General features: G+C 69.1%; 21 protein-coding genes. 20 read left to right on the top strand and 1 reads right to left on the bottom strand.

The features are described 5' to 3' along the window. Window positions 1–25 precede the first annotated feature (25 nt). From Strain318_RS09135 to Strain318_RS09055, 17 genes are all read left to right on the top strand, one after another. On the top strand, window positions 26–976 hold the full coding sequence (locus Strain318_RS09135) for an NAD-dependent epimerase/dehydratase family protein (RefSeq protein WP_367885399.1): 951 nt from the start codon (window positions 26–28) through the stop codon (window positions 974–976). After that, window positions 976–1683, top strand: a complete 708-nt coding sequence (locus tag Strain318_RS09130) for a MotA/TolQ/ExbB proton channel family protein (RefSeq protein ID WP_367885398.1) — start codon at window positions 976–978, stop codon at window positions 1681–1683. The genes Strain318_RS09135 and Strain318_RS09130 overlap by 1 nt, the downstream gene beginning before the upstream one ends. Window position 1684: 1 nt before the next feature. Continuing rightward, on the top strand, window positions 1685–2101 hold the full coding sequence (locus tag Strain318_RS09125; protein ID WP_367885397.1) for an ExbD/TolR family protein: 417 nt from the start codon (window positions 1685–1687) through the stop codon (window positions 2099–2101). Next, window positions 2098–2805 carry a TonB C-terminal domain-containing protein gene (locus Strain318_RS09120; RefSeq protein WP_367885396.1) on the top strand — a complete coding sequence of 236 codons (708 nt, stop codon included), beginning with the start codon at window positions 2098–2100 and terminating at the stop codon, window positions 2803–2805. Before Strain318_RS09125 ends, Strain318_RS09120 begins: the two co-directional genes overlap by 4 nt. After that, window positions 2802–4085: a hypothetical protein gene (locus Strain318_RS09115; protein WP_367885395.1), complete on the top strand. Its 1284-nt coding sequence runs from the start codon at window positions 2802–2804 to the stop codon at window positions 4083–4085. Before Strain318_RS09120 ends, Strain318_RS09115 begins: the two co-directional genes overlap by 4 nt. Window positions 4086–4168: 83 nt before the next feature. Beyond that, entirely contained in the window at window positions 4169–4807 is a 639-nt protein-coding gene (gene pal / locus Strain318_RS09110) for a peptidoglycan-associated lipoprotein Pal (protein WP_367885394.1), read from the top strand. A 5-nt stretch (window positions 4808–4812) separates the two neighbouring features. Continuing rightward, window positions 4813–5679 carry a tetratricopeptide repeat protein gene (locus Strain318_RS09105; protein ID WP_367885393.1) on the top strand — a complete coding sequence of 289 codons (867 nt, stop codon included), beginning with the start codon at window positions 4813–4815 and terminating at the stop codon, window positions 5677–5679. A gap of 28 nt (window positions 5680–5707) precedes the next feature. Beyond that, window positions 5708–6493, top strand: a complete 786-nt coding sequence (gene tatC / locus Strain318_RS09100) for a twin-arginine translocase subunit TatC (protein WP_367885392.1) — start codon at window positions 5708–5710, stop codon at window positions 6491–6493. Next, complete coding sequence (locus tag Strain318_RS09095) at window positions 6493–9567, top strand: putative LPS assembly protein LptD (RefSeq protein ID WP_367885391.1); 3075 nt, start codon at window positions 6493–6495, stop codon at window positions 9565–9567. The genes tatC and Strain318_RS09095 overlap by 1 nt, the downstream gene beginning before the upstream one ends. Window positions 9568–9604: 37 nt before the next feature. Further along, entirely contained in the window at window positions 9605–11101 is a 1497-nt protein-coding gene (gene hutH / locus Strain318_RS09090; protein WP_367885390.1) for a histidine ammonia-lyase, read from the top strand. Window positions 11102–11132: 31 nt separating this feature from the next. Continuing rightward, complete coding sequence (gene hutU, locus Strain318_RS09085) at window positions 11133–12794, top strand: urocanate hydratase (protein WP_367885389.1); 1662 nt, start codon at window positions 11133–11135, stop codon at window positions 12792–12794. Window positions 12795–12801: 7 nt separating this feature from the next. Next, entirely contained in the window at window positions 12802–13776 is a 975-nt protein-coding gene (locus tag Strain318_RS09080) for a radical SAM protein (RefSeq protein ID WP_367885388.1), read from the top strand. 178 nt (window positions 13777–13954) lie between these two features. Continuing rightward, window positions 13955–15226 (top strand): imidazolonepropionase, encoded by a 1272-nt coding sequence (hutI, locus tag Strain318_RS09075; RefSeq protein ID WP_367885387.1) that lies wholly within the window; start codon window positions 13955–13957, stop codon window positions 15224–15226. A gap of 213 nt (window positions 15227–15439) precedes the next feature. Beyond that, window positions 15440–17806 (top strand): tetratricopeptide repeat protein, encoded by a 2367-nt coding sequence (locus tag Strain318_RS09070; RefSeq protein ID WP_367885386.1) that lies wholly within the window; start codon window positions 15440–15442, stop codon window positions 17804–17806. Next, a complete protein-coding gene (locus tag Strain318_RS09065) occupies window positions 17803–18807 on the top strand; it encodes a polyprenyl synthetase family protein (protein WP_367885385.1) in 1005 nt (334 codons plus the stop codon). The genes Strain318_RS09070 and Strain318_RS09065 overlap by 4 nt, the downstream gene beginning before the upstream one ends. Further along, window positions 18807–19097: a hypothetical protein gene (locus Strain318_RS09060; RefSeq protein WP_367885384.1), complete on the top strand. Its 291-nt coding sequence runs from the start codon at window positions 18807–18809 to the stop codon at window positions 19095–19097. Before Strain318_RS09065 ends, Strain318_RS09060 begins: the two co-directional genes overlap by 1 nt. A 9-nt stretch (window positions 19098–19106) precedes the next feature. Then, window positions 19107–19352: a Sec-independent protein translocase subunit TatA/TatB gene (locus tag Strain318_RS09055; RefSeq protein WP_367885383.1), complete on the top strand. Its 246-nt coding sequence runs from the start codon at window positions 19107–19109 to the stop codon at window positions 19350–19352. Window positions 19353–19487: 135 nt separating this feature from the next. On the opposite strand, the gene Strain318_RS09050 is transcribed toward Strain318_RS09055, so the two are convergent. Continuing rightward, on the bottom strand, window positions 19488–21320 hold the full coding sequence (locus Strain318_RS09050) for a peptidylprolyl isomerase (RefSeq protein ID WP_367885382.1): 1833 nt from the start codon (window positions 21318–21320) through the stop codon (window positions 19488–19490). A 243-nt stretch (window positions 21321–21563) separates the two neighbouring features. Between Strain318_RS09050 and Strain318_RS09045 the strand changes: the two genes are divergently transcribed. The 3 genes from Strain318_RS09045 to Strain318_RS09035 are packed head-to-tail and all read left to right on the top strand — an operon-like array spanning window position 21564 to window position 25667. Next, window positions 21564–23786 carry a tetratricopeptide repeat protein gene (locus Strain318_RS09045; protein WP_367885381.1) on the top strand — a complete coding sequence of 741 codons (2223 nt, stop codon included), beginning with the start codon at window positions 21564–21566 and terminating at the stop codon, window positions 23784–23786. Continuing rightward, a complete protein-coding gene (locus Strain318_RS09040) occupies window positions 23783–24268 on the top strand; it encodes a type II 3-dehydroquinate dehydratase (RefSeq protein ID WP_367885380.1) in 486 nt (161 codons plus the stop codon). Before Strain318_RS09045 ends, Strain318_RS09040 begins: the two co-directional genes overlap by 4 nt. Before the next feature lie 28 nt (window positions 24269–24296). Beyond that, complete coding sequence (locus Strain318_RS09035; RefSeq protein ID WP_367885379.1) at window positions 24297–25667, top strand: replication-associated recombination protein A; 1371 nt, start codon at window positions 24297–24299, stop codon at window positions 25665–25667. Window positions 25668–25714: the final 47 nt, after the last annotated feature.

The raw sequence follows: 25714 nt of genomic DNA, 5'->3' as shown, positions 1-25714 counted from the left end.
GTCCCCCTCTCACTAACTTTGGGGGATGATCATCAAACGCGCCCTCGTCACCGGCGGAGCCGGCTTCATCGGCTCCCATGTGTCTGATGCGCTCCTCGCCGACGGCTGGAGCGTCACTGTCCTCGACGACCTGTCGAGCGGCAAGCGGGAGCAGGTGCCCGCGGCTGCGCAGTTCGTGCAGGCGGATATCCGCTCTGCCGACGCGCATGCGCTCGTCCGCGACGGCAAGTTCGACCTCCTCTGCCACCTCGCCGCGCAGATGGACGTGCGCCGCTCCGTGAGCGACCCGTCGTTCGACGCCGACGTGAACGTGCGCGGATCGTTGAACCTGCTCGAGGCCGTGCGCGCCAGCGGACACCCCACACGCGTGCTCTTCGCCTCGACCGGCGGTGCCGTGTACGGCGACTTCGTCGAGCCGCCGAATCTCGAGACGTACGAGAAGAACCCCGAAAGCCCCTACGGCATCGCGAAGTTCGCCGTGGAGCTGTATCTCGCCTACTACGCCCGCGTGCACGGCCTCGATTACATCGCGCTGCGCTTCGCCAACGTGTTCGGGCCGCGACAGGATCCGCACGGCGAGGCCGGCGTGGTCGCCATCTTCTGTCAGCGCATCCTCGCGGGGCAGCCGCTCACCGTGTTCGGGGACGGCGGCCAGACGCGTGACTATGTGTACGTCGGCGATGTCGCCCGCGCCCACGTCCTCGCGGCCAAGCGTGCGACGATTCCTGCGGGGCGCGTCGACGAACGCGGCATCAACCTCGGGACCGGTCGTGAGACCTCGGTAATCGAGCTGGCGCAGGCGCTGATGCGCGCGTCCGGCCGCTCCGCGCCGCTGCAGCACGCGCCGGCCCGGCCCGGGGAACAACGGCGTTCCGTCGTGAGTATCGCCAAGGCAGGCCAAGTCCTCGGGTGGACGCCTCAGGTCGGTCTCGAGCAGGGTCTCGCCCAAACCTTTGCATGGTTCGCGTCTCGCTGATGCTACTCCTCCAGATCAAGTCCGCGATTCCCTCGACGCGCTTCGAGCTCGTCCTCAATGCCAGCGACGAGACGAAGGTCGTGCTTGTCGTGCTCGTCGTGCTGTCGCTGCTCTCGTGGTCGGTGATGCTCACCAAGTGGCTGGCTTTCCGCCGCGCCGAGGCGGCAGGCCGCGCGTTCATGGAGGAGTTCCACAAGGGCGGGCGCCTCGAGGCGGTGGCGTCGCTTGCCAAGCGCTCCAAGCCCAGCGCCTACACCCGCGTGCTGCAGCGCGCGCTGCAGTTCCTGCAGGAGACGGGGCTCGTGCGCGGCGAGGACGGCCAGCCGGCGCAGCTCAGCGCCTCGCAGGTCCAGGCGCTGCGTCTCGTGCTCGACGCCGAGACGAACACGGAGCGCGAACGCTTGGGCACCTGGATTCCGACGCTGGCCATGATCGGGTCGGTGAGCCCGCTGCTCGGCCTGCTTGGCACGGTGCTGGGCATCATCGAGGCGTTCTTGGGAGTGGCCCGCGGCGGGTCCGGAAACCTCGCGGCCATTGCGCCGGGCGTCGCCGAGGCACTGATCGCGACGGCGACGGCGCTCGCGGTCGCGATTCCCGCGTACTTCGGCTACAACATCTTCGCCGCGCGGCTCAATCGCTTCGACGGCGAGCTCGACGGCTTCGGCACCGAGGTCATCGCGCTGATGGCGCGCGAGGGTCGCCTCTAAGATGCGTCGTCGCGGACGCGGGGAGCGTACGCCGCTGCAGGCGGAGATCAACGTCGTGTCGTTGATCGACGTGATGATGCTGCTGATGATCATCTTCATGATCACCGCGCCGATGATGCAGGGCGGGGTGGACGTGGAGCTGCCGCGCGCCGCGGCGCGCCCCCTGAATTCGGACCGTGCGCTGGTCGTCAGCGTCACGCGCGACGGCCGCATCTTCGCCGATGACGTGCAGCTCTCGCTGAGCGAGTTCCGCGGCACGTTCCGGACCTTGGCCGAGCAGTCGGGACGCAGCGGCGTGTACCTGCGCGCCGACCAGGGCGTGCCCTACGGCCGCGTCGTCGAAGTGCTCGCGATCATGCGCGGCGCCGGTGTCGGCAACATCGGCTTGGTGGCCGAGCCGGAGGACGTACCGCGGTGAGTGCGGCGCGCAGACCCGGCGACGGGATCGGCGCGATGTTCGTGGTCTCCGTCCTGTTGCACGCGGCGGTGATCGCGCCGTTCGTCGTGTTCAAGGCGGCTCCTGATGCCGCGCTGCCGCCGATGTACAAGGTGGACCTCGTCGGCGCGCCGGCGGGTCCGCGCCAAATGGGTGTCGTGCGCGAATCGCCGCCGGCCGCCGAGCCCACGGCCGAGGCGCCGCCGAAGGCGACGACGAACGAACCCGTGAAAACGGCGCCGATCAACGCGCCCACGCGCCGCAAGGAGCCGACCCGCGCGACGCCGAACATCTCCACCAAGTCCACGGCGCGCGTCGACGCCAGCAAGGCGCCGACCGCCGGGGGCGGCGAGACGGGCAACACCGGCACCGATGTCGCGACCGTCCGCACGGAGGGGATCGAATTCCCGTTTCCGGGGTACCTGGACAACATCGTGCGTCAGGTGGCCCTCAACTTCCGCCCGCGCAACCCCGGGGCACTGAAGGCTGAGGTGTTCTTCTTCATCCGGCGCGATGGTTCGGTGACCGGATTCCGATTCATCACGAGCAGCGGGAACTTCGCGTTCGACCTCGAGGCGCAGGGTGCGGTGGAAGCCGCCGCCCGTCGCTTCGGGCCGCTGCCCGCCGATTTCTCCGACGACATTCTCCCCGTGACGTTCTCCTTCGATCCCGCGCGGCTGCGATGATGCGCATCGTCCGTCTCGCCGCACTCGCGCTGGTTGCGGTCTCGCTGTTGCCGATCTCGCTTGCCGCGCAGGACCAAGGCGTGCGCATCGGCCTCACCTACACGGCGGGCACGCGGCCCGGTGTGTACCTCTTGCCGATGCGCGGTCCGCTCGGCGATTCCGTGCGGGCCATCATCGCGCGGGACCTCGATTTCGGTGACCGCATCTCCGTCATCGCGCCGGATTCCGGCGCGCCGGTCTCGGGCGCGCTCAACTATCCACTCTACGCGCGATTGGGCGCGGCGGCGATCATTCGGCTCGACCAGCCGATGGGCGGCGTCATCAGCGCCGAGGTGCACGAGGTGGGTGCCTCGCGCATGCTGCGCAAGCTCGAGCCGCGCATCGTCGCCGAGCCGTTCTCTCCGGAATGGCGCCTCGCGCTGCACCGCATGAGCGACGAGATCGAGGAGATCGTCACGGGTGTGCGCGGCATCGCCGCCACACGCATCCTGTTCAATCGTGAGGGAACGATCTGGCAGGTAGACAGCGATGGCGCGAATGCCCGCGCCCTGCCCGGCATCGGGGCCGCGATCAGTCCGGAGTGGCATCCGAGCGGCCGGATGATCGCCTACCAACAGTGGGCCGACGACGGCAGCCACGTGATCGTGCGCGACCTCACGACGCAGCAGGCGCGCCGCATGTCCTTCGCACTCGGCACCAACATCACGCCGGCCTTCTCGCCCGATGGCAAGGACCTGGTGTTTGCCTACGGCAGCGATGCCACGGACCTCTGGAAGGTGCGGCTGCAGGGCGGGGAGGGGCCGGTGCGCATCACGGTCGGCCGCGGCTCCGAGAACGTGCAGCCGAGCTTCTCGCCGGATGGCCGTCGGATCGCCTTCGCCACTGGGCGTTTAGGGCGTCCGGAGATATATATTATGGACGCCGACGGAGCGGACCCGCAGTGGCTCACCACGACCGGGTTCGGCGACCAATCGTACCGCGCGGATCCCGCGTGGTCGCCGGATGGCCGCAGCGTGGCGTTCCAGACGCAGATCGAAGGGCGGTTCCAGGTCGCGACGATCAACTTGCGCGACCGCAGCGTGAAGCAGCACACCATCGAGGGCGCCAATGAGCAGCCGTCCTGGGCACCGGACGGTCGGCACTTGGTCTTCACCTCGAATCGCGGGGGCTCACGGCAGTTGTGGGTTCTCGATACGGAGTCGGGCCGGATGCGCCAGCTGACCAGCGGCGCGGCGGCTCGCATGGGCGCCTGGTCACCCCGGATGGTCGGGACGCCGTAAGGTCCTGGGTCGTCCTGTAGCACGAGCGTAGTTTCGCAGAGTCTCTTGTCGTACCCCATCAGCACACCCTTCACGAGGTAACTATGCACAAGCGCATTCCGATGCTCGCGACGCTGGCTGTGGCCGCGGTCGTGATGTCCGCCTGCCCGTCGCAGACGCCGCAGGTCAACCCGACCCCGACGGTCAATCAGGATTCGATCGACGCCGCGAACCGTGCCCGCCAGGAGGCCGAGGCCGCTGCCCGTGCCCGTTCCGAGGCTGAGGCTCGCGCCCGTGCCGAGGCCGAGGCTGCTGCCCGCGCCCGTGCCGAGGCCGAAGCCCGCGCCGCCCGTGAGCGCGAGGCCGCGCTGAACGCCGCCCGCGCCGCGTTCGCCACGATGATCTACTTCGACTACGACAAGTCCGACCTGAAGCCGGAAGCCCGCGCCGCGCTCGACGCGAAGCTCCCGCTGCTCCGCGCCAACGGCAACGTCCGCATCCGCATCGCCGGCCACACCGACGAGCGCGGGTCGGACGAGTACAACATCGCCCTCGGTCAGCGTCGTGCCGCCGCCGCGAAGAGCTATCTCGTCGCGAACGGCATCGCCGCGGATCGCATCGACGTCGTGTCCTTCGGCGAGGATCGTCCCGCCGCCATGGGCAGCAACGAGGATGCGTGGTCGAAGAACCGTCGCGATGAGTTCGAGATCATCGTCGGCGGGGAGAGCCTCCGCCTCCCGTGATCGGGATGCGGACTTTCCGTCTCGCGCTCGCGCCGGTCGTCATCCTGACGACCGGCGCGTGCTTCGCGACCCGTAACGACCTGCGCATCGTCCATGGCGATCTGCAGGCGATGCGGGCCGAGCGGATCGCCGCCGATTCGGCGGTGCAGCAGATGGTCCAGCAGGTGAGCCAGGATCTGGCGCGGGTGAGCGATGCCCTCGCGGTCCTGGCCGACAGTTCGCGTGCCAATGGCGCGAACCTGAATCGGCTGCGCAACGACGCCCGCGAAGACCTGCAGGCGATCCGGCAGCAGCTCATCATGATCCAGGAGCTCACGGGCCAGAGCCAGCGGCGCATCCAGGAGCTGCGCGCCGAGATGGAGCAGCGCGCTGCCGAACTCGCCGTGCCGGCCCCGCTGCCGCCCGCCGATTCGCTGCGGCAGGGCCCGCGTCCGGGGGCCGATACGACGCGTCGTCCGCCGTCCACGGCCGCGTCGACGCCCGCCGCCGCACCGGCGCCGGGACCGGCACAGCTCTACCAGATGGGCCAGGACCAGCTCCGCCGCGGGAGCATCAGCGCCGCCCGGGCCGTCTTCGCGCAGTTGCTCGATCGCTACCCGGACTCCGATCTCGCGCCGCAGGCGCTGTATGGCGTGGCGGAGACCTGGGCGGACGAGGGCAACGGCCGCGCCGCCGACTCCGTGTACGCGCTCGTCGTCGAGCGCTACCCGCGCTCGGACCAGGCGCCGAACGCGCTCTACAAGCGCGCCAGCGCCGCGCGTGCCACGGGCCAGACGCAGCAGGCCAACGCATTGTACCGGCAGATCGTGGCGCAGTACCCGCGCTCCGACGCGGCGCTGCTCGCGCAGGAATACCTGCGCGGTCGACCCTAAGCGAGGGCCCGTCGGGCCCGACGCGACAATGGCGACCAAGTCCCCCGCGGGGGAGATGCCATTCCTCGATCACCTCGAAGAGCTGCGTATGCGGCTCTTCTGGAGCGTGGGCGCGCTCGGCCTCTGCACGATGCTCGCGTTCGCCATCGTGTGGAACTATCCGGTCGTCGACGTCATCGCGACGCCGATCAAGCCCTACCTGCCCGACGGGAAGCTGATCTTCACGCACCCGGCGGATCCGATCGCCATCGTCCTGAAGGTCGCCTTCGGGCTCGGCCTCGCGGCGGCGTCGCCGGTGATCGTGTACCAGCTCTGGGCGTTCCTGTCGCCGGCGCTGCACCCGCACGAGAAGCGCGTCGTGCTGCCGGTGATCGGCGGCGCCTTCGCGCTCTTCCTCACGGGCGCGTACCTCGCGGTGCGCTTCGCCATGCCGGCGATGTTCGACGTGCTCTACAGTTTCCAGAGCGCCTCGCTCACGCCGATGATCTCGGCGCGCGAGTACGTGGGCTTCGCCGTGACGATGTGCCTCGCATTCGGCGGCACCTTCCAGCTGCCCATCGTCATTCTCGCGCTCACGATGCTCGGGCTCGTCACGCCCTCGTCCCTGGCGAAGTTCCGGAAGCATGCGGCGGTGCTGAGCTTCATCGTCGCGTCGGTGATCACGCCGGGTGACCTGATCATCATGACGCTGTGGCTCGGTGTGCCGCTCTACGGCCTGTACGAGGTCAGCATCGTGCTGAGTTGGATCGTGCACCGGGCCCGGCAGCGACGGGCACGAACAGACGAACCGCGCATCGGCAAGGCGCAGGCCTGATGCGACGGCCGTGGCGTGGACTCGCCGCGGCGACGGGAGCCGCGCTTGCGGCGGCGCTGCTGTTCGCGCGGCCGACCGCCGCCGCGGCGCAGCAAGCGCCGCCGACCGGGCGTGGCGACGGCGGACGCCGCATCGAGCGCCCGGCCAGCGCCGACACGCTGCGCCGCAGCCCGCGGGACAGCTCGCGGGCCGGCCGCGCCGGCCGCGATTCCACGGCGCAGCAGCGCGACCTGATCACCTGGATCCCGAACGACTCGACGATCGACGCATTGCTCAAGCGCCAGGGCTACCGCGCGACGCGGTACCAAGCGGACACCGTCGGCTTCGACGCCCGCACGCGCACCATGACGCTCGGCACTCGCGACTCCAGCCGCGCGGCCGTGGAGCGCGAAGGCACGGTGATGGTCTCGCGTCGCCTGACGTACAACGACTCCACGAGCGTCTTGTCGGCGGTCGGCGATACCATCATCCTGCGTGACCCGGCCCGTGGCGAGGACATCATCGGTCTGGGCGAGATGACCTATGACGTCGAGCGCAAGGTGGGCCGCACGCAGGACGTCTCGACGATCGCGAGCTCGGGCGCGCAGTGGCGCGTCGAGGCGCACCGCGCGACGTTCGCCAGCGACGCCGAGAGCGACCGCAACACGTTCTGGGGGCGCGACGGCATCATCACGAGCTGCTTGGACTCCGTGCCGCATTTCCATTTCCAGGCGCGCGAGCTCAAGCGGATCTCCAATAGCGTGCTCGTGGCGCGGCCGGCAATCCTGTATGTGGCCGACGTTCCCGTGTTCTGGTTGCCGTTCATCTTCCAGGACATCCGCACTGGGCGGCGTTCGGGCATCCTGACGCCTCGGCTCGGCGTCGCCGAGGTCGTGCGCAACTCGCCCACGTACCGTCGCACGATCGAGGATCTGGGCTACTACTTCGCGATCAACGACTACATGGACGCGTCGGTCTCGATGGACTGGCGCTCCGGCGCCCGTGCGACCGATGCCGATCCCGGGTGGACGAACCTCGAGGGCATGCTCAACTACCGCTGGCTCGACCGCTTCCTGAGCGGCGGGATCGGCGTCTCGCAACGCCGACTGACCACCGGCACGCGGAACCTCGCGGTAAGCTGGTCGCACCAGCAGGAGTTCTCGTCGCGCACGCGGTTCACGACGAACCTCAACTACGTCTCGAACACCACCGTGCAGCGGCAGACCTCGCTGAACCCGAACACGGTGCTCGCGACCATCGCCTCGCAGGCGAATCTCGTGCGACAGCAGGGGCCGTTCACGATCAACCTCGGCGGCACGCAGCGGCAGTATCCCGGACGCCAGCAGGTGGACCGCAGCTTCCCGTCGCTGAACGTCTCGTCGCGCCCGCTGAATCTCGGCGACTGGTTCGTCGTCACGCCGACCCTGTCGTACGGGAGCAATGCGCAGCTGGATATCGACGCCGCTGGGGACTTCGCGTGGCGCTACCTGCAGACGCCCGGTGGATTGGATTCCACGCGGCTGCGGCGGGACTCGTACACGCGCAATCTCGGGTTCGGCCTGCCGTTCAAGCTCTTCGATTTCCAGGTCCAGGCGGACGTCCGCGCCAACGAAGTGGCGAATGACTTCCCCGAGATCAAGTCGGTGCCGGACCCGAACAACCCGGGGCAGTTCTTCGAGCGGGTGTACGCGCGGACCTTCCTGACGACGGTGGACTACAACCTCAACGCCGGCCTGCCGCAGTTCCTGAAGGGGTCCTGGAACCTCGCGCCGACGGTTGCCCTCGTGAACGTCGATCCGGCGGGCTCCTTCGTGCGCTCCGAGCGCACGAACGGCGCCTGGGTCTCGCAGTCGAAGCGCCTGCGCTACGGCCTCGGCGTCACGCCGACGTTCTTCGCGCTGCTCCCGGGCGTGGGCGCGGTGCAGCGCTTCCGGCACGCCGTCACGCCGACGCTTTCTTGGGGCTACTCGCCGACGGCGCGGGTGAATCCGGAGTTCCTGCAGGCCCTCGGGAAGTCGCCGCAGGGCTACCTCGGCGGATTGGCCCAGAACCAGCTCTCGCTGTCGCTGTCGACCAACCTCGAGGCCAAGCTGGGCACGCCAGCGCCGTCGACGGCTCCGGCCGACTCGACGGATGGCGCCAGCCCGGCGAGTGCGGCGAGCGCCGATGCGGAGGGACGCAAGGTCCGCCTGGCGTCGCTGCAGTTCACGCCGCTGGTCTATGACTTCGAGCTCGCGCGCGCAACAGGGCGCACGGGCTTCGCGACGGAGCGCTTCGGCTACACGTTCCGCTCGGACTTGTTGCCGGGCTTTGACCTCGGCGTGGACTACTCGCTCTTCTTGGGCTCCGTGCTCAGCGACACCGCGGAGTTCAAGCCGTACCGCGAGAGCGTGCGCTTCGGATTCCAGTTGACGAACCAGTCCGCGGTGGTGCGCGGCGTGTCGCGGCTGTTCGGTGGGGGCGCCGCGCCCGCCGGTCCGGCCGACGACGATGGTGCGCCGACGGAGGCGATCGGCGGCCTCGTCTCGAGTGGCGATGCGCGGCAACAGGGGTTGGGCGCCGTCACGGGCTCCAGGTCCCGCAGCCCCATCCAGGAGATCACGGGGTCGGGTTTCCGCGCCAACTTCTCGGTCAGCCAGCAGCGGAACCGTCCCGCGCGCGGCGGACGGGTGATCGAGTTCGACCCGGCGCGCGAGTGTGCAGGGTTCCTCGGCCTGCCCATCTACGACTTCTGCTTGCTGCAGGCCGAACGCAATCGCCCGACGGATCCCAATACGAATCCGGGCACGGTAGGCGGTAGCGTCGTGAACTATCCGCCGCGCACGAACGTCGCGCTGCAGACGCAGTTCAACCTCACGCCAAAGTGGTCCGCGTCGTGGAGCACCAGCTACGACGTCGAGAACCGCGACTTCGCCGCTCAGACGGTCACCTTGCAGCGCGACCTGCACGACTGGCGCGCGGTGTTCGGCTTCAATCGCATCCCCAACGGGGCCTTCTCCTTCACGTTCTTCCTCTCGCTGAAGGCCCAGCCGGAGCTGCGATTGCCGTATGAGTCGCGGTCGTACCGCGTGCCGGCCTCGGGCTCGCTCCGCTAAACTAGATTCAGCGGCACCCCCCTTTGCCCTGAGTTCCATGTCTGTCTCGCTCGATGGCTACGCGCTGCGGCTCCACGACGTCGCCGCGGTCGCCGATGATGCAGCTCCCGTGAGTCTCGCGCCGGCCGCGCGCGCGCGCATGCAGCAGAGCCGCGGGATCGTGGAGGCGCTCGCCGCCAAGGGTGAGGCCGTGTACGGCGTCACCACGGGCTTCGGCAAGCTGAGCGACATCGCGATTCCTGCCGAACGCCTGGCGCAGCTGCAGCTGAACCTGGTGCGCTCGCACGCGGCGGGAGTCGGGCCGCGGCTGGAGGAGCGCTTCGTGCGCGCGATGATGCTGCTGCGCGCGAACTGCCTCGCCAAGGGGTTCAGCGGCGCACGGCCTGAGTTGGTCGAGTTGCTCTGCGCGATGCTCAACGCGCGCCTCTGGCCCGATGTGCCGGAGCAGGGCAGCGTCGGCGCCAGCGGCGACCTTGCGCCGCTGGCGCACCTCGCGCTCGCGTTGGTCGGCGAAGGCATGCTGAACCACCCCGGGGGGCGTGGCGAGGCGAAGGCGGTGCTCGCCCAGTACGGCCTCGCGCCGGTGGCGCTCGGGCCCAAGGAAGGTCTCGCGTTGATCAACGGGACGCAGGCCCATAGCGCGATCGCCGCCTTGGCCGTCCTCGAGGCACGTCGCATCTGGGAGACCGCGCACACCGCGGGCGCCATGACGCTCGAGGCGTTGTTGGGCACGCCGACGGCCTTCGATGCGCGCATCCACGACGTGCGTGGCCAGCGCGGCCAGCAGGAGAGTGCGCGGCGCTTCCTTGGCCTGCTGGAGGGCAGCGAGATCCGCGAGTCGCATCGCTCGGACGACCCGCGCGTGCAGGATGCCTACGGTCTGCGCTGCATGCCGCAGGTGCACGGCCCGGTGCTGCAGGCGATCGAGTTCGCCGAGTCGCTGATTGCGCCGGAGTTGAACGCGGCGACCGATAACCCGCTGGTGTTCGACGACGGGACGATGCTCAGCGGCGGCAACTTCCACGGACAGGCGGCCGCGATGGCGCTCGACGTGCTCGCTATCGCGATGACGAACCTCGCCGTGATGAGCGAACGGCGGACCGATCGCCTCACGCATCCCGACTTGAACGAGGGATTGCCGCCGTTCCTCACCCCGACGGCGGGCGTGAGCTCCGGCTTCATGATGGCGCAGGTCACGGCGGCCGCGCTCACGAGCGAGTGCAAGGTGCTCGCGCATCCGGCGAGCGTGGATACGATTCCCACCGACGGCAGCAAGGAGGACGTCGTGCCGATGGCAATGGGGGCGGCGCTCAAGCTGCGCCGCATCCTGCACAACGTGCGGCACGTGCTTGCTGTGGAACTGATGTGCGCCGCGCAGGGCCTCGAGTACCGCCGTCCACTCAAGTCCGGTCCGGGTGTCGAGCGCGTGTTCGGTGCCGTGCGTGCCCGCGTGCCTGCATTGTCCGACGACCGCGTCCTCGGACCCGACATCGAGTCGCTGGCCGAAGGCCTGCGGCTCGGCGAGTTCGCCTAGTCATCGCAGCTTTCCGCCCCCCGTCCTCTCCATGACCGTGACCACGCCCATCGACGTGCGCGCCCCCCGCGGGGCGCAGATCAGCTGCAAAGGCTGGCAGCAGGAAGCCGCACTCCGGATGCTGATGAACAACCTCGATCCCGAGGTGGCCGAACGGCCCGAGGACCTCGTGGTCTACGGTGGCACCGGCAAGGCCGCACGCGACTGGCCGTCCTTCCACGCCATCGTGAAGGCCCTGCGCGCGCTGGAAGCCGACGAGACCCTGCTCGTGCAGAGCGGCAAGCCCGTGGCCGTGTTCCGCACGCACACGACGGCGCCGCGCGTGCTCATTGCGAACAGCAACTTGGTCGGTCGCTTCGCGACCTGGGATCACTTCCGCGAGTTGGAGCGGAAGGGGCTCATGATGTACGGCCAGATGACGGCGGGCTCGTGGATCTACATCGGCTCGCAGGGCATCGTGCAGGGCACCTACGAGACCTTCGGGGCGGTGGCGCGCAAGCACTTCGGCGGCACGCTGGCCGGTCGCTTCGTGCTCACCGCCGGACTCGGCGGCATGGGCGGCGCGCAGCCGCTGGCGGCGACCATGAATGATGCGGCGATCCTCGGGGTGGACGTGGATCCCACGCGCATCCAGAAGCGGCTCGATACGGGCTACTGCGACAAGATGACCGCCGACCTCGACGAGGCGATGCGCTGGATCCGCGAGGCGCAGGCGGCCAAGCGCGGCTTGAGCGTGGGGCTCGTCGGCAACGCCGCCGACGTCCTGCCGCGCATGGTGGCGCAGGGCATCATCCCCGATGTCGTCACCGACCAGACCAGCGCGCACGACATGCTCAACGGCTACGTGCCGCACGGTATGTCGCTCGCCGAGGCGGCTGCGCTGCGGACGCGCGATCCGCAGGAGTATGTGAAGCGCTCCACCGCCAGCGCCGTGGTACACGTCAAGGCGATGCGCGCCATGCAGGACAAGGGCGCGATCGCCTTCGACTACGGCAACAACATCCGCACCGTCGCCCTCGACGCGGGCGTGCAGGACGCGTTCCGCATCCCGGGATTCGTGCCGGAGTACATCCGACCGCTGTTCTGCGAGGGAAAGGGCCCCTTCCGTTGGGCGGCCCTCAGCGGCGATCCCCAGGACATCGCGCGGACCGACGACCTCGTGCTCGAGATGTTTCCGAACGACGCGCACCTGAAGCGCTGGATCACGATGGCGCGTGAGCGTATCCACTTCCAAGGCTTGCCGGCGCGCATCTGCTGGCTGGGGCAAGGCGATCGCGCGCGCTTCGGCGTGGCGCTGAACGACCTCGTGGCGAAGGGCGAACTGAGCGCGCCAATCGCCATCGGCCGCGACCATCTCGACACCGGCAGCGTGGCCTCGCCGTTCCGCGAGACCGAGGCGATGAAGGACGGCACGGACGCCGTCGCCGACTGGGCGATCCTCAACGCGATGCTCAACGTGGCCAGCGGAGCGAGCTGGGTGAGCTTCCATCACGGCGGCGGCGTGGGCATCGGCAACTCGCTGCACGCGGGGCAGGTGATCGTCGCGGACGGTACGCCGGAGATGCGGGTGCGGCTCGAGCGCGTGCTGACCAACGACCCCGGCATCGGGGTGGCGCGCCATGCGGACGCGGGGTACGACATCGCCATCGACGCCGCCCGACGGAACGCGCTGAAGCTGCCGATGCTCGGCTAATCCACGCGTGCTCAGCACCCGCTTCAAGCCCTGGGACCTCGTCCCGTTTTCGTACAAGTACGCGAAGCTGCGCCTCGCGAAGCGCCCCGTCCTCGTGCATTTCGAGGTCACGATGCGCTGCAACGCGAAGTGCAGCTTCTGCGACTACTGGAAGACGCCCGCCGACCGCAAGGCACACGAGCTGAAGAGCTTCGTGGACGCCGCGAAGCACTTCGACCCCATGCTCGTCACCTGGACCGGTGGCGAGCCGCTGTTGCGCAGCGACCTGGAAGATCTCGTCGCGGCCGTCGACCGTGCCGTGCGCACCAAGTACACCACGCTCATCACGCACGGCGCGATGCTCAGCGTCGAGCGCGCCCGCGCGCTGTGGCAGGCCGGTGTCTCGCAGTTCAACATCTCGCTGGACTACCCGGACGCGCGCCACGATGCGGCGCGCGGCATCCCCGGCCTGACGCAGAAGATCTTCGCCGTTGCCGAGCGCATCCGTGCGGAGGGCATGACCGTGCGCTTCAACACGGTCATCAAGGACGACAACCTCGACGACATCCTGCCGCTCGTACAGGCCGCCGAACGCCTGCGCGTCGGGATGAACCTGTCGGTCTACACCGACTCCAAGAACGGCAATCGCGCGCATCTGCTCGGCCCCGACCACATGGCGCGCGTGGAGGCCCTCGTGCAGCAGTTGCTGGCGTTCAAGCGTCGGCGGCGCGGGACGATCTCCAATTCCGATCACTACATCGCGAATATCCCGCGCTACCTCCGCGGGGAGATGACCGAGCCCTGTCTCAGCGGGCAAGACACGATTCACATCGATCCGTACGGGCATGTGCGGCGATGCCCGGACTTTCCGGCGGATGGGCATTGGAGCACGTACGAGGGCTACGCGCCCATCAAGTGCGATTTGTGCTACTATGCCTGCCGGGGGGAGGCGCAGGCGCCGTTGAGGGCGAATCGGTTCTTGGATCTGGTTGCCTCGCCGTGAGTGGGAGAGGGGAGACGGCGGTACGGGCGGAGGGGGGACGACGTCTCACGTGAGACGCGAGACGGTGGGGAGGGGTCGCACGTCCATCTCCCAAACCTGTGCCGTCTTCCCCCCATCTCCCGCATTCCCCTCTCTCCATCCCCGCCCGTACCGCCCTCTCCCGTCTCCCCCTGTCCGGATGCCCACGCTCCTCCTCAACGCCAGCGAAGTCGTCACCTGCGAGGGCCCGCCGCGCGCCCGCCGCGCGCCGGAGATGACCGACGCGGGTGTGCGCGCCAACGCAGCCGTGGCGATGGGAGACGACGGGCGCATTCTCGCCGTGGGGCCCGACCGCGAGCTGCGCGCCCAGTATCCCGGGAGCGCGGAGATCGACTGCGCGCGCGGCGTGCTCACGCCCGGCTTCGTCGACTCGCACACGCACGCCATCTTCGGGCGCTCGCGCCACGCCGAGCAGGAGCTGCGGGCCGCCGGTGTCGGCTACATGGAGATCGCGAAGCGGGGCGGGGGCATCCACTCCTCGGTGCGTGACCTTCGCGAGCGGAGTGAGGACGAACTCGTCGCCCTCGCCGCCTCGCGCCTCGCGCGGCTCGCGGCCCACGGCAGCACGACCATCGAGGTGAAGTCGGGCTACGGGCTCTCGCTCGAGAGCGAGCTGCGCACGCTGCGCGTCATCCGTCGGCTGGCGGCGGAGCTGCCCGTGCGCCTCGTGCCCACGTTCCTCGGCGCGCACGAGATCCCGCTCGAGTACCGCGAGGCGCCGCGCACCCGCGAGGACTACATCGCGCTGTTGGTCGAGGAGATGCTGCCCGCCGTGGCGCGCGAGTCGCTCGCGCGTTTCTGTGACATCTTCTGCGAACCCGGTGTGTACAGCGCCGCCGAGGCGCGCCGCATCTTGGGTGCCGCGCGCGGCCACGGCATGGCGCTCAAGCTGCACGCCGACGAACTGGAGCATGCGGGGGCCGCGGAACTCGCCGCCGAGATCGGCGCGACATCGGCGGACCACCTGGCCGCCGTCTCGGAGCTCGGCATCAAGGCCCTCGCCGCCTCCGGCACGGTTGCCACGCTGCTGCCCGGCACGATGCTGTTCTTGGGCCGCAGCAAGCAGGCCCCGGCGCGCGCCATGCTCGATGCCGGCTGCGCGATTGCGCTGGCCTCGGACTTCAATCCCGGCACGAGCCCGACCGTCAACTTCCCGCTCATTCTCACGCTGGGCGTGAGCCAGCTCCGCCTGAGCGTTGCCGAGGCGTTTGTCGCGGCGACGGTGAACGGCGCGGCCGCGCTGGGGCTAGCGCACGAAATCGGCCAGCTCGCCCCGGGCTTCAGCGCCGATGTCGCGCTCTTTGATGTCGAGGACCATCGGGAGATTCCGTACTGGTACGGGGACCATCGTTGCGTGGCGACGTGGGTGAGGGGGCGGAAAGTCTTGCCTGCTGGGCAGTGGAAGACGTGAGACGGCGGTAGGGGCGGGGATGGAGAGATGGGAATGGGGGAGACGGGGGGGAGACGGACGAAGTTGGGAGACGGACGTCCGACCCCTCCCCACCATCTCGCCCCTCGCGTGAGACGTCGTCCCCCCTCCGCCCGTACATCCCTCTCCCCTCTCCCAGCTATCGAACGCAAACGCTTGTCCCCACACAGGTTGGCCGCGTAGCTTTCCCTATCTATGGCCGACATCCTCAAGCTCAAGAAGAAGGCGTCGGACCTCGAGGCCAAGAAGCAGCTCGATAAGGCCTTGGAGGTCTACGTCGAGATTGTGGATGCCTATGAGGCCGGCGATGAGGACCAGCCGGACATCCCGCTGTACAACCGCGTCGGGGACATGCTGCAGAAGGCCGGCCGGGTGCCGGAGGCCGTCTCGATCTGGGAGAAGGCGGTCGATCGGTACACCGAGGGTGGGTTCTACAACCCGGCCATCGCGCTCTGCAACAAGATCCTGCGCCAGTCGCCCGGGCGTACGGTCATCTACTACAAGCTCGGGAAGATCCACGCCGAGAAGGGCTTCAAGGCCGACGCGCGACAGAACTTCCTCGAGTACGCGAGCCGCCAACAGAAGTCCGGCAACCTCGATGAGGCCTTCCGCGCGCTGAAGGAGTTTGCGGACCTGGTCCCGGGACAGCACGACGTCCGCATCACGCTGGCGGACCAGTTGGTGAAGGCCGAGCGCAAGGACGAGGCCGTCGAGCAGTTGCAGTTGGGGTACTCGCAGGCGAAGGCGGACGGCGACGATGAGTCGGCCGATCGCATCGCGTCGAAGATGAAGGAGATCGACCCGAGCATCGAACCGGAGGCCAAGGACACGAGCTCGTCCGGTGGTGGCGGTGGCTTGGTATTCCTCGACGTCGGCGACGAGTCGCCGCCGCGCCGTCCGTCGGGGCGCGTGAGCACCGCCGATGTCAAGCGTGCGTCCAAGGCAGTCGCTGGTCTCGAGCTGCTGGAGCCCGTGGTCGCGCCAAAGGCGCCCGCCGCGCCAGCGGCGAGCGCGCCCGACGTGCCCGCACCGCCCGCGGCTGACGATTCGGCGTTGATCATCGAGACCACGGGCCTCGAGATCGAGACGACGGACCTGGGCGCGGCCACGCCGCCTCCGCCGCGTGGATCGGTCATCGGGCTCGAGGTGACGAACCTCGGCGAAGAAGCGCCAGTCGAGGAGGAGCCGGTCGCCATGTCTCCGGCGGCCGATCTGCCCTTGATGGACCTCGACGACGAAACCGAGCCGCCGCCGGTTCCGACGTTGGCGGCGCAGCCATCGCCGGCCGACGACCTGCCGCTGCTCGACGTCGAGCCGACCGTCGCGGAGCCGCTCCGCGAGATGCCGGCCGTCGCAGAGCCGCTCATCGAGATGCCGGCCGACGCGGTACCCTTCGAGGCGCCCTCGCTGGACGGACTCGACCTCCTCGAGGTCGACGCCCCGAGTCCCGCCGCCGACCTGCCGCTGATGGACGTCGGCGAAGTCGAAGAAGTCATGATCCCGGCGATGCAGGTCGTCTCGCTGGACACGTTGCGCGAGGCCGTGACCGCTGCGCCCGAGGACTGGGGCGCGCATCGCTCCCTTGCCGAGGCGTTGCTCGAGCATGGCCAGCGCGACGAGGCGATGGCTGCGTTCGAGAAGGCGATGGCGGGCTTCGAGGCGTCGGGCGACTTGGACAGCGCCGGCAGCGTCGCGGACGAAATCGTGCGGATTGACCCGCGCGCGATCCGTTCGCACCAGAAGCGCGTCGAGTACGCCTTCCGCGCGAACAATCGCAGCAAGCTCGCCACCGCGTATCTCGAGCTGGCCGACGCGCTCCTGGCGGACGGGCAGGCGTCGAAGGCGCGCACCGTGTACCAGCGCGTGCTCGACATCACGCCGGACGACCTGCGCGCGCAGGCGGCCATCGAGAGCATCCCGGCCGAGGAAGCCCCACCGCCACCGCCACCGCGTCGCAGCACGGTCGCGCAGCCCAAGCCTGCCGCACCGGCGCCGGCGAAGCCCGCCGCCGCGGCCTCTGCGTCGGACGACGATGAGTATGTCTCGCTCGGCGACTGGCTCCGCGAGGACGACGAGCCCAAGTCGACGCGCATGGTCGTCGAGGAGCAGGAACCGACCGGCGACGAGGCCGCGGACTTCTCCGACATGCTGCGCAAGTTCAAGCAGGGCGTCGCGGAGAACGTGGACGACGAAGACCACGAGGCGCACTACGACCTCGGCGTCGCCTACAAGGAGATGGGGCTCGTGGACGAAGCCATCGCCGAGTTCCAGAAGGCCCTGCGCGGGACCAAGGAGCGGGTGCGGACCTTCGAGGCCCTCGGCAACTGCTTTGTCGAGAAGGGCCAATTGCCCGTGGCCGCGACAATCCTGCAGCGCGCCCTGGCTGAACCCGCCGTGCGCGACGAATCGTTGGTCGGCGTGCTGTACCTGCTCGGTGCGATTGCCGAGGAGCAGCAACAGTTCGCCGATGCCAAGCGTTATTACGAACGTGTGTTCGCCGTGGACATCCAGTTTCGCGACATCGGCGACCGACTGAATACCGTGGAGCAGCAACTCTCGTGACACTCGAGGCTCGCCTCCAGATGCCCGTCGCCGAAGCGCTGCGGGAGATCCAGGCCCCGATCCGGGACCGCCTCGAGCGCGTCCCGGATGAGATGTGGCGCATCATCCAGGCGGACGTGGCGATCATCGAGGCCGCGAACGCCCACCTGAAGGGCATGCGCGGCAAGCTGTTCCGCCCGACGCTGTTGCTGCTGGCCTCGAGCATCGAGGGGCAGCCGGAAGCGCGCGCCGTGCCGCTCGCGGCCGTCGCCGAGCTGGTGCACCTCACGAGCGTGGTGCACGACGATTCGGTGGACCACTCGGTGCTGCGGCGTGGCCAGCCGACGATCAACGCCGTCTTCTCGCACCAGGTCGCCGTGCTCATGGGCGACTTCCTCTTCGCCAAGGCCGTCGGCGAACTGGTGCGCTTGGGCGACATGGAGCCGCTGCGCGTGTTCACGCAGGCCTCCAGCGAGATGACGGTCGGTGAGCTGCGCCAGCTGGCCAGCTTCGATGCGCTCGCCTTCAGCGAAGACGATTATCACAAGTTGATCCGTGCCAAGACGGCCTCGCTCGTTGGCGCCGCCTGCGAGATGGGGGCGTTGGCCGGTGCGCCGCGCTTCCGCGCGCAGATGCGCACGTTCGGGGAGAGCATCGGCATGGCCTTCCAGGTCGCCGACGACCTCCTCGACTACACCGAGCTGGAATCCGTCACCGGCAAGCCGAGCGGCAATGACCTCAAGGAGCACAAGGTCACGCTGCCGCTCATCCACGCGCTGGGGAAGATGTCCAAGACCCAGCGTCAGGTCGTCGACCGGCTGTTCGCCGACGCCACGCCCGGTGACGCCGCGATCGCGGAAGTCGTCGGCATCGTGGCGGAGTGCGGGGGCCTCGATTACGCGCGGGCGGAAGGTGAGCGCTTTGCCGCCGCCGCCGAGGGCGCACTCAAGGACCTGCCGGAGAGCGACGTAAAGCAGTCGTTGGCCGATGCCCTGGCCTACGTGATGGACCGGAGGGCGTGATGCGGCCGACGGCGCTCAAGGGTTCCGCGAAGCACCGGCCGGGGTATCACGCCATCGTGTTGGGCGTAGGATTCGTGGTGGGCGGGTTCCTCACGCAGTTCGCCCGGATGTTCCTGCCGGCGGGAGCGGTGAAGGAGTTCCTGACCACCGGCGTCACGCCGTCCATCGGCGCGTTGCCGATCGACCTCATCATCATCAAGTTCGCTGTGGGACCCATCGCGCTCGACGTGTCGTTGCTGAGCCTCGTCGGGGTCCTCGCCGCCTATCTCATCGCGCGTTCGCTGTTCTAGGAGGCAGTTATGTTCGGACTCGGCCCAACCGAGCTCATGATCGGTCTCGTCATCGTGCTGCTGCTCTTCGGCGCGAAGCGGATCCCTGAGATCGCCGGTTCCTTCGGCAAAGGCATCAAGGAATTCAAGAAGAACATGAATGAAGTGCAGGCGGAGATCGCCAAGCCCGCGGAGCGGGAGTCGCTGCCGCCGGCGCAGGAGCGGACGGCCCAGCGCGAGGAGAGCGAGGCGAAGGAGCCGAAGCGGCTGCTGTGATGCGTTGCGGCAACGGCCCACAACTGCAGTTGTGGGTTGTGAGTTGGGAGTCGAAAGAATGCGGGGGGTGAGCTCAGTGCTCACCCCCCGCTCTCTTTCAACCTATAACTCCCAACTCGTAACTGCAGTTGTCAGTTACTCGATCACTTGCCGCCGGAGGGTCGCGTTCACTTCCCGCCGCAAATCCTTCACCGTCGCATTCCGCCGCAGCTCCTCGAGATAGCTGCGGATCCTCGCCTCTCGCGCCGCCGGCACTTCCCGCGCGCGGAGGATCTCCTTGATGAGCTCGAAGTCCGCGCGGTCCGCCTGGCTGCGCATGTTCGCGCGGAGCACGAACACCGCGTCGAAGGTCCGGGCGAGCACCGGCGTGTTCATCGGGGCGCCGAAGGCCGCGCCGATGGCTTCGTTGTTGAAGCCGAGGCCGGGGACGAACGTGCGGCGGTTGAAGGCGGCCGGCGTCTGCAGCTCCAGGCCGGCCTTCTGGGCCGCGGCCTCGAGCGTCGTCGCGCGGGCATCGGCCAGGAAGGCCTCCGCCTGCGGCAGGATGGCCTCGACGGCCTTCCGCTCCTTCAGGGCCTGCACGATGTCTTCCTGCACGCGCTCGAAGGGCTGCATGCCGCCCTCGGTGAGCGAGTCGAGGCGGACGAGGTAGTAGCCATCCTCGTCGTCGATCAGGTCGCTGATCTCGCCGACGCGCACGCCGGAGAAGGCGAAGCCGCTGATACCGCGCACGCCGCGGCCCTGATAGGCCGCCGTTTGGCCTTCGACCACCGGCACCTGCGTCATGAGCAGCGAGAGCTCCGTGGCGGCCGCGTCGAACTTGGTCGGGTCATCGCTGGCCGCGGCGAGCGAGGCAAGCCGGTCCGCCTGGCGGTCCGTCGCGGTCGCGGCCGAGTCACCCTGCTGAACGCGCAGGAGGATGTGGCGCACGGCAATCGTGTCGCCCTTGCGCTCCGTCACCTGGATCAGGTGCCAGCCGAAGTCCGTGCGCACCGGATCCGAGATCTGGTTCGGGCGCAGCGCGAACGCCGCATTCTCGAACGCCGCCACGAAGCGGCCGCGCGGACCGCGTCCGAGGTCACCACCCTGGCTGCCCGAGACCGTGTCGGCCGACTCGCGGCGTGCCACGTCCTCGAAGCTGCTCGTGCCGCTCTGGATCTCCTGCTTCAGCTCGCGGAGCTTGGCCACCGTCGCGGCCGTGTCCGCCGCGCTCGGCGTGCGGCTCAGACTCACCACCGACACCACGGCACGGCCGGGACGCTCCCAGCGGTCGCGGTACTGCTGATAGTAGCGGCGCGCGTCGGCCGTGCTCACGGCGGCGGCCTCGACCTGCGCCGGCGTCGGGCGGAACGCCACGAAGCTCACTTCCACCGAATCGCGCTCGTCCTTGTACGCCTCGAACAGCGCGTCGTCGCTCACCCACGTCTCGGCGGCGACCTGCGTGAACAGCTTGGTGCGGGGCAGCTCCGAGCGGTAATAGTCCTCGAGCTGCCGCAGCAGGCCCTGCTGGCGCGCCACCGGCGAGCTGAGGAAGCGCTGGTACTTGTCGGGATCGAAGCGGCCGTCCGTCTGCAGCTCCGGCGCCTGCATGAACTGCGGCGGCGGCGAGAGGCGGGCGGCCTGGATGACTTCCTCGTCCGTGACGCGGATGCCGCGGCGGTCGTACTCCTGCTGGAGGAGGATTTCCTGGACGAGCTGGTCGAACGCGGCCTGCTCGGCCTGCAGACGCTCGTCGGCCGTCACCGGCCGGCCACTCTGCTGCTCCTGCTGCTGGACCAGCTGGCGCGTCAGGTTCTCCCACGTGAGGTACGGGATTTCCTTGCCGTTCACCTCACCGACGACGGTATTCGGGGTCACCCCCGTCATCCCGATCAAGCCGGACATGTCGGCGAGCAGGAATCCGCCGACGAACGCGACGAACAAGAAGATCCAGACGAACTTGGCAGCGCCCCGCATCTGTTGCAGCACGGCGGAGAATCCTTACGCAAACGGGATGGATGGAAACCGGCGAGGCTCTCGCGCGGCGCAGGACCCGCAGGTCCGGCGCGGCAAGCCAGCGCAGGGGGGAACGACACAACCCCGAAAGCTACCCGCCGAACAGACGTAAAATCAAGCTACGCGCTGACTTCTGATTGACCGCGTCCCTCGCGGGATGGTATGTTCAGCAACGGGCCCAGGCCTGTCAATTTTCCACGCACTTCACCCCCTCGGATGGCCGACAACTCCCGGATCGAGGACCTGCGCAAGCGCTACCACGAGAACCCTCGCCGGTTCTTTGCGCCGCTGGCCAACGAGTATCGCAAGTCGGGAATGCTCGACCGCGCGCTGCAGCTCTGCGAGAAGCACGTCCGCGAGCAGCCGGAGAACATGAACGGCCTCGTGGTCTATGGGCAGACGCTGTTCGAGCTGCAGCAGACCGAGGCCGCCCGCGAGCCATTCGAGCAGGCGCTCAAGCTCGATCCCGAGAACCTCATCGCGCTTCGCCATCTTGGCGACATCGCCCGCCTCCTCGGGGACGTGTCAGCCGCCAAGGGCTGGTATGAGCGCGTCCTCGAGCTCGACCGCCGCAACGACGAAGTGCTCGACCTGATGGCGCAGTTGGGTGGCGATGCAGCGCCCACCGAAGCGCCTGCGCGCCCTTCGACGGTCGCTGCGGGCCTCATCAGTGTCGCGCCGACGGTCAGCGTGAGCGGCGGGCCAGATCTCGGCATGATCGACCTCGGCGAGCCCGCACCGGCACCCGCCGCGCCGAAGCCGCCCGCGGGGAAGGGCGCCACGGTGGTCATCAATGCACAGGCCCTCGCCGACCGCGATCGCAAGGATGCCGAGAGGGCCTCGTCCGTCACGCAGCCCGTGGCGGCGGTTCGGCCACCGGAGCCCGTGGCCGAGGCCGCGCCGCCGCGTCCGAGCAAGCGGGCGTCGCTGCTCGACATCGCGTTCGATTTCTCCGAGACCGTCGAGGCCGAGGAGCCGAAGGCCGTGCCGCAGGCGCCGGTCATGGGCGCCGAGGCCGCCGAGTATGGATTCGTCGACACCGACAATACGCTGATCGTCGAGACCACCGGCGACGTGGCACCGCTGGGCCTTGAGCCGACGATCGCCGAAGCCCCGTCCGCGCCGCTGCCGGCGCTCCCGGCCGCCGACTTCGAGCTTGCCGACTACAGCGGCGAGGTCGCGCCGATGGCAGGCCTCGAGGCTACCGAGTTCACGACGGAGCAAGTCGCGCCGATGGCGGAGCTCGAGGTGGACTCGGTCTCGATGTCGGCGTCTTCGGTCACGCCGCTGGCGGACCTCGATCGCCCCGACGTGACACTCGACGACGTCGCGCCCGTGACGGGCCTCGACACGGCGATGGCCGTGCCGGCCGAAGAAGAACCCGCCGGGCTCTCGAGGCTCGCCGACCTGCCGCTGCTCGAAGACCCCAGCGCAACCATTCCGGTCGAGGAGCAGCCGAGCGCACGTCCGAAGCCGCGCATGACGAAGGCCGATCTCGCCTCGCTGCCGCTGCTCGCCGATTTCGGTCTCGAGGACGAGCCGGCTTCGAAGTCCGAGCCCGTGGCGCCGGCTGCCGTACCGGCCTCGTCGATGCCGACGCCGGTCGTGCCGACACCCGCCGTCGAGGCGCCGTCTCGCGCCTCGAAGGCCACGCCCACGTTCGTGAACGAGACGATGGCCGCGCTGTACGTGCAGCAAGGCCTGCTCGCCGAGGCGATCGGGGTCTACCAGCAACTCGTCGAGGCCTCGCCGTTGGACACGTCGCTGCGCGGCAAGCTCGCGGAGCTCGAGCGCATGCATGCGCAGGCGTCGCAGCCAGCGTCTGCCTCGCGCGACGAGATGCCGGAGTTCGACGCGCCGGACGTCGAGATGGAACCGACGCCCGCGCCGGCGAACGCCGCGATGGCCGACGTGTCGTTCGGCGGTATTGGGCTGCGCGGCCAGGGCAGCGCCACGCCGATCGTGACACCGATCGTCGCGGCGGGTCCGACCGCGCGCGAGTTCTTCAGCGGCTTCGCACGTCGTGCGGCGGTCGTCGCGGCCGCAGCGGCGGCACCGGTGGCCGTGGCTGCGGCGGAGCCGATGCCCGCTGACGATTCGAGCGAGCCGCCGACCGTCGCGTCGGCGGCTGTCTCGGGCTGGCCGCTGGATGCGCTCTTCGGGGCGGCCAGTGAGGTGCGCGACCTGCACGCCGCCGAGATCATCGCGGGCCTCGGGACGTTCACGGGCCCTGATGGCGGCACGGGCATCGGTGAGCTGCTCTCGACCACGGCGGCGCCCAAGCGCGCGGTTCCGCGTGCGTCCGAGACGCTCAAGTTCGACCAGTTCTTCCAGAAGCCGGGCACGGCCGCCGCGGCGGCACCCGAGGCCGGCGCCGCCGCGCCTGGTGACGACGACCTCGATCAGTTCCAAGACTGGCTCAAGGGTCTCAAGAAATGAGAGTTGCCGTCTTCAATGGGCCGAACCTGAATCTCCTCGGCATCCGCGAACCGGAGATCTACGGCACCACCACCTTGGCCGAGATCGAAGCGCGGCTCGAGGAAGTGGGCGCCGAGCTGGGCGTCACGCTGCTCTTCTCGCAGTTCAATGACGAAGGGCGCATGCTCGATGCCATCCACAACTGCCGCGGCGTGGTCGATGCCTGTTTGGTGAATGCGGGCGCGTGGACGCACACCTCGCTGGCGCTGCGCGATGCCTTCGCCGGCGTGCAGCTCCCGTATGTGGAAGTGCACCTGAGCAACATCTACGCGCGCGAGCCGGAGCGCCGCCACAGCTGGCTCGCGCCAGGCGCCATCGCCATCGTGGCCGGCTTCGGTGCCGATGGCTACGAGCTCGCGCTCCGCGGCCTCGTGAAGGCGATCCACGTGCGCCGCAGTTCGGGCGCGCGGGTCGAGGAGCTCGGGGACGCCATCGAAGGCTGACGGTCGGCCTCGCGTCCCCGGTCCGCCCGTGCAGGATTCCCTCTTCGCCTCGCCGCAGAGCGCGCCCCTCGCGGCGCGCCTGCGCCCGCGCTCGCTCGACGAAGTCGCGGGGCAGACGCACCTGCTCGGCCCGCAGATGCCGCTGCGCGTGGCCATCGAGCGCGGCGAGACGGGGTCGATTCTCCTCTGGGGACCACCGGGCACGGGCAAGACGACCATCGCCCGCCTCGTCGCGCGCCACGTCAAGGCGGAGTTCGTGCCGTTCAGCGCCGTCACCGACGGCGTGCCGCGCCTGCGCGAGATCGTCGCCGAGGCGGAGAAGCGCCGCGTGCTCGGCATGCGCACCGTGCTGTTCGTGGACGAGATCCATCGCTTCAATCGGGGGCAGCAGGATGCGCTGTTGCCGCACGTGGAAAGCGGCTTGCTCACGTTGATCGGCGCGACGACGGAGAATCCGAGCTTCGAACTGAACGGCGCGTTGCTCTCCCGCCTGCGCGTCTTCGTGCTGCAGCCGCTCGACACCGACGCCTTGGGCGCGCTCGTCGACCGCGCGCTCGTCGACCGCGAGCGCGGCCTTGGCGCGCAGCAGCTCACGTTGATGCCGGACGCGCGCAAGTTGCTGGTGACAGAATCCGACGGCGATGCGCGGCGCGCCCTCACGGTGCTCGAGGCCTGCACCGTCCTCGCCGCCGCGGCCAACACGCAGGAGCTGACGGTCGCGCTCGTGGCGCAGGCACTGCAGACGCGGATGCCGAGCTACGACAAGTCGGGTGAGCAGCATTTCAATCTGATCAGCGCGTATCACAAGGCGATGCGCGGCAGCGATCCGCAGGGCGCACTGTATTGGCTGGCCCGCATGATCGAGGGCGGGGAAGACCCACTCTACATCGCCCGCCGCACCGTGCGCTTCGCCGCGGAAGACATCGGCCTCGCGGACCCGCGCGCCCTGCAGCTCGCCATCGCCGCGCGCGACGCGTATCACTTCCTCGGGTCTCCCGAGGGCGAACTCGCCCTCGCCGAGGCGGCCGTGTACTGCGCGACTGCGCCCAAGAGCAATCGCATCTACGTCGCCTGGAAAGCCGCCCTCGCCGCCGCGCAGGAAACCCCCGCCGCCGGCGTCCCGCTACACATCCGCAACGCACCCACGGCGCTGATGAAGGACCTCGGCTACGGGGAGGGGTATCAGTACGCGCACGATGCGCCGGAGGCGTATGTGCCGCAGGAGTACCTTCCGGATTCGCTCGCGGGTCGGGCGTTCTACGTGCCGTCCGACTTCGGGTTCGAGAAGGATATTGCTCGGCGAATGACGTGGTGGCGTGAACTCGCTGAACGACGGGAGACGGAGGTACGGGCGGGGGCAGGGAGACGGGAATCAGAGAGAAGGGGGGAAGACGTCTAACGTCTCCCCAGCCTCTCCCCTCTTCCCCCCATCTCCCCCATTCCCCT

It is taken from the genome of Pseudogemmatithrix spongiicola, from assembly GCF_030623445.1.
Classification (GTDB): Bacteria; Gemmatimonadota; Gemmatimonadetes; order Gemmatimonadales; family Gemmatimonadaceae; genus Pseudogemmatithrix; species Pseudogemmatithrix spongiicola.
Note: the sequence above shows the minus strand (reverse complement) of the source record. Positions and strands in the feature narration are given on the sequence as shown.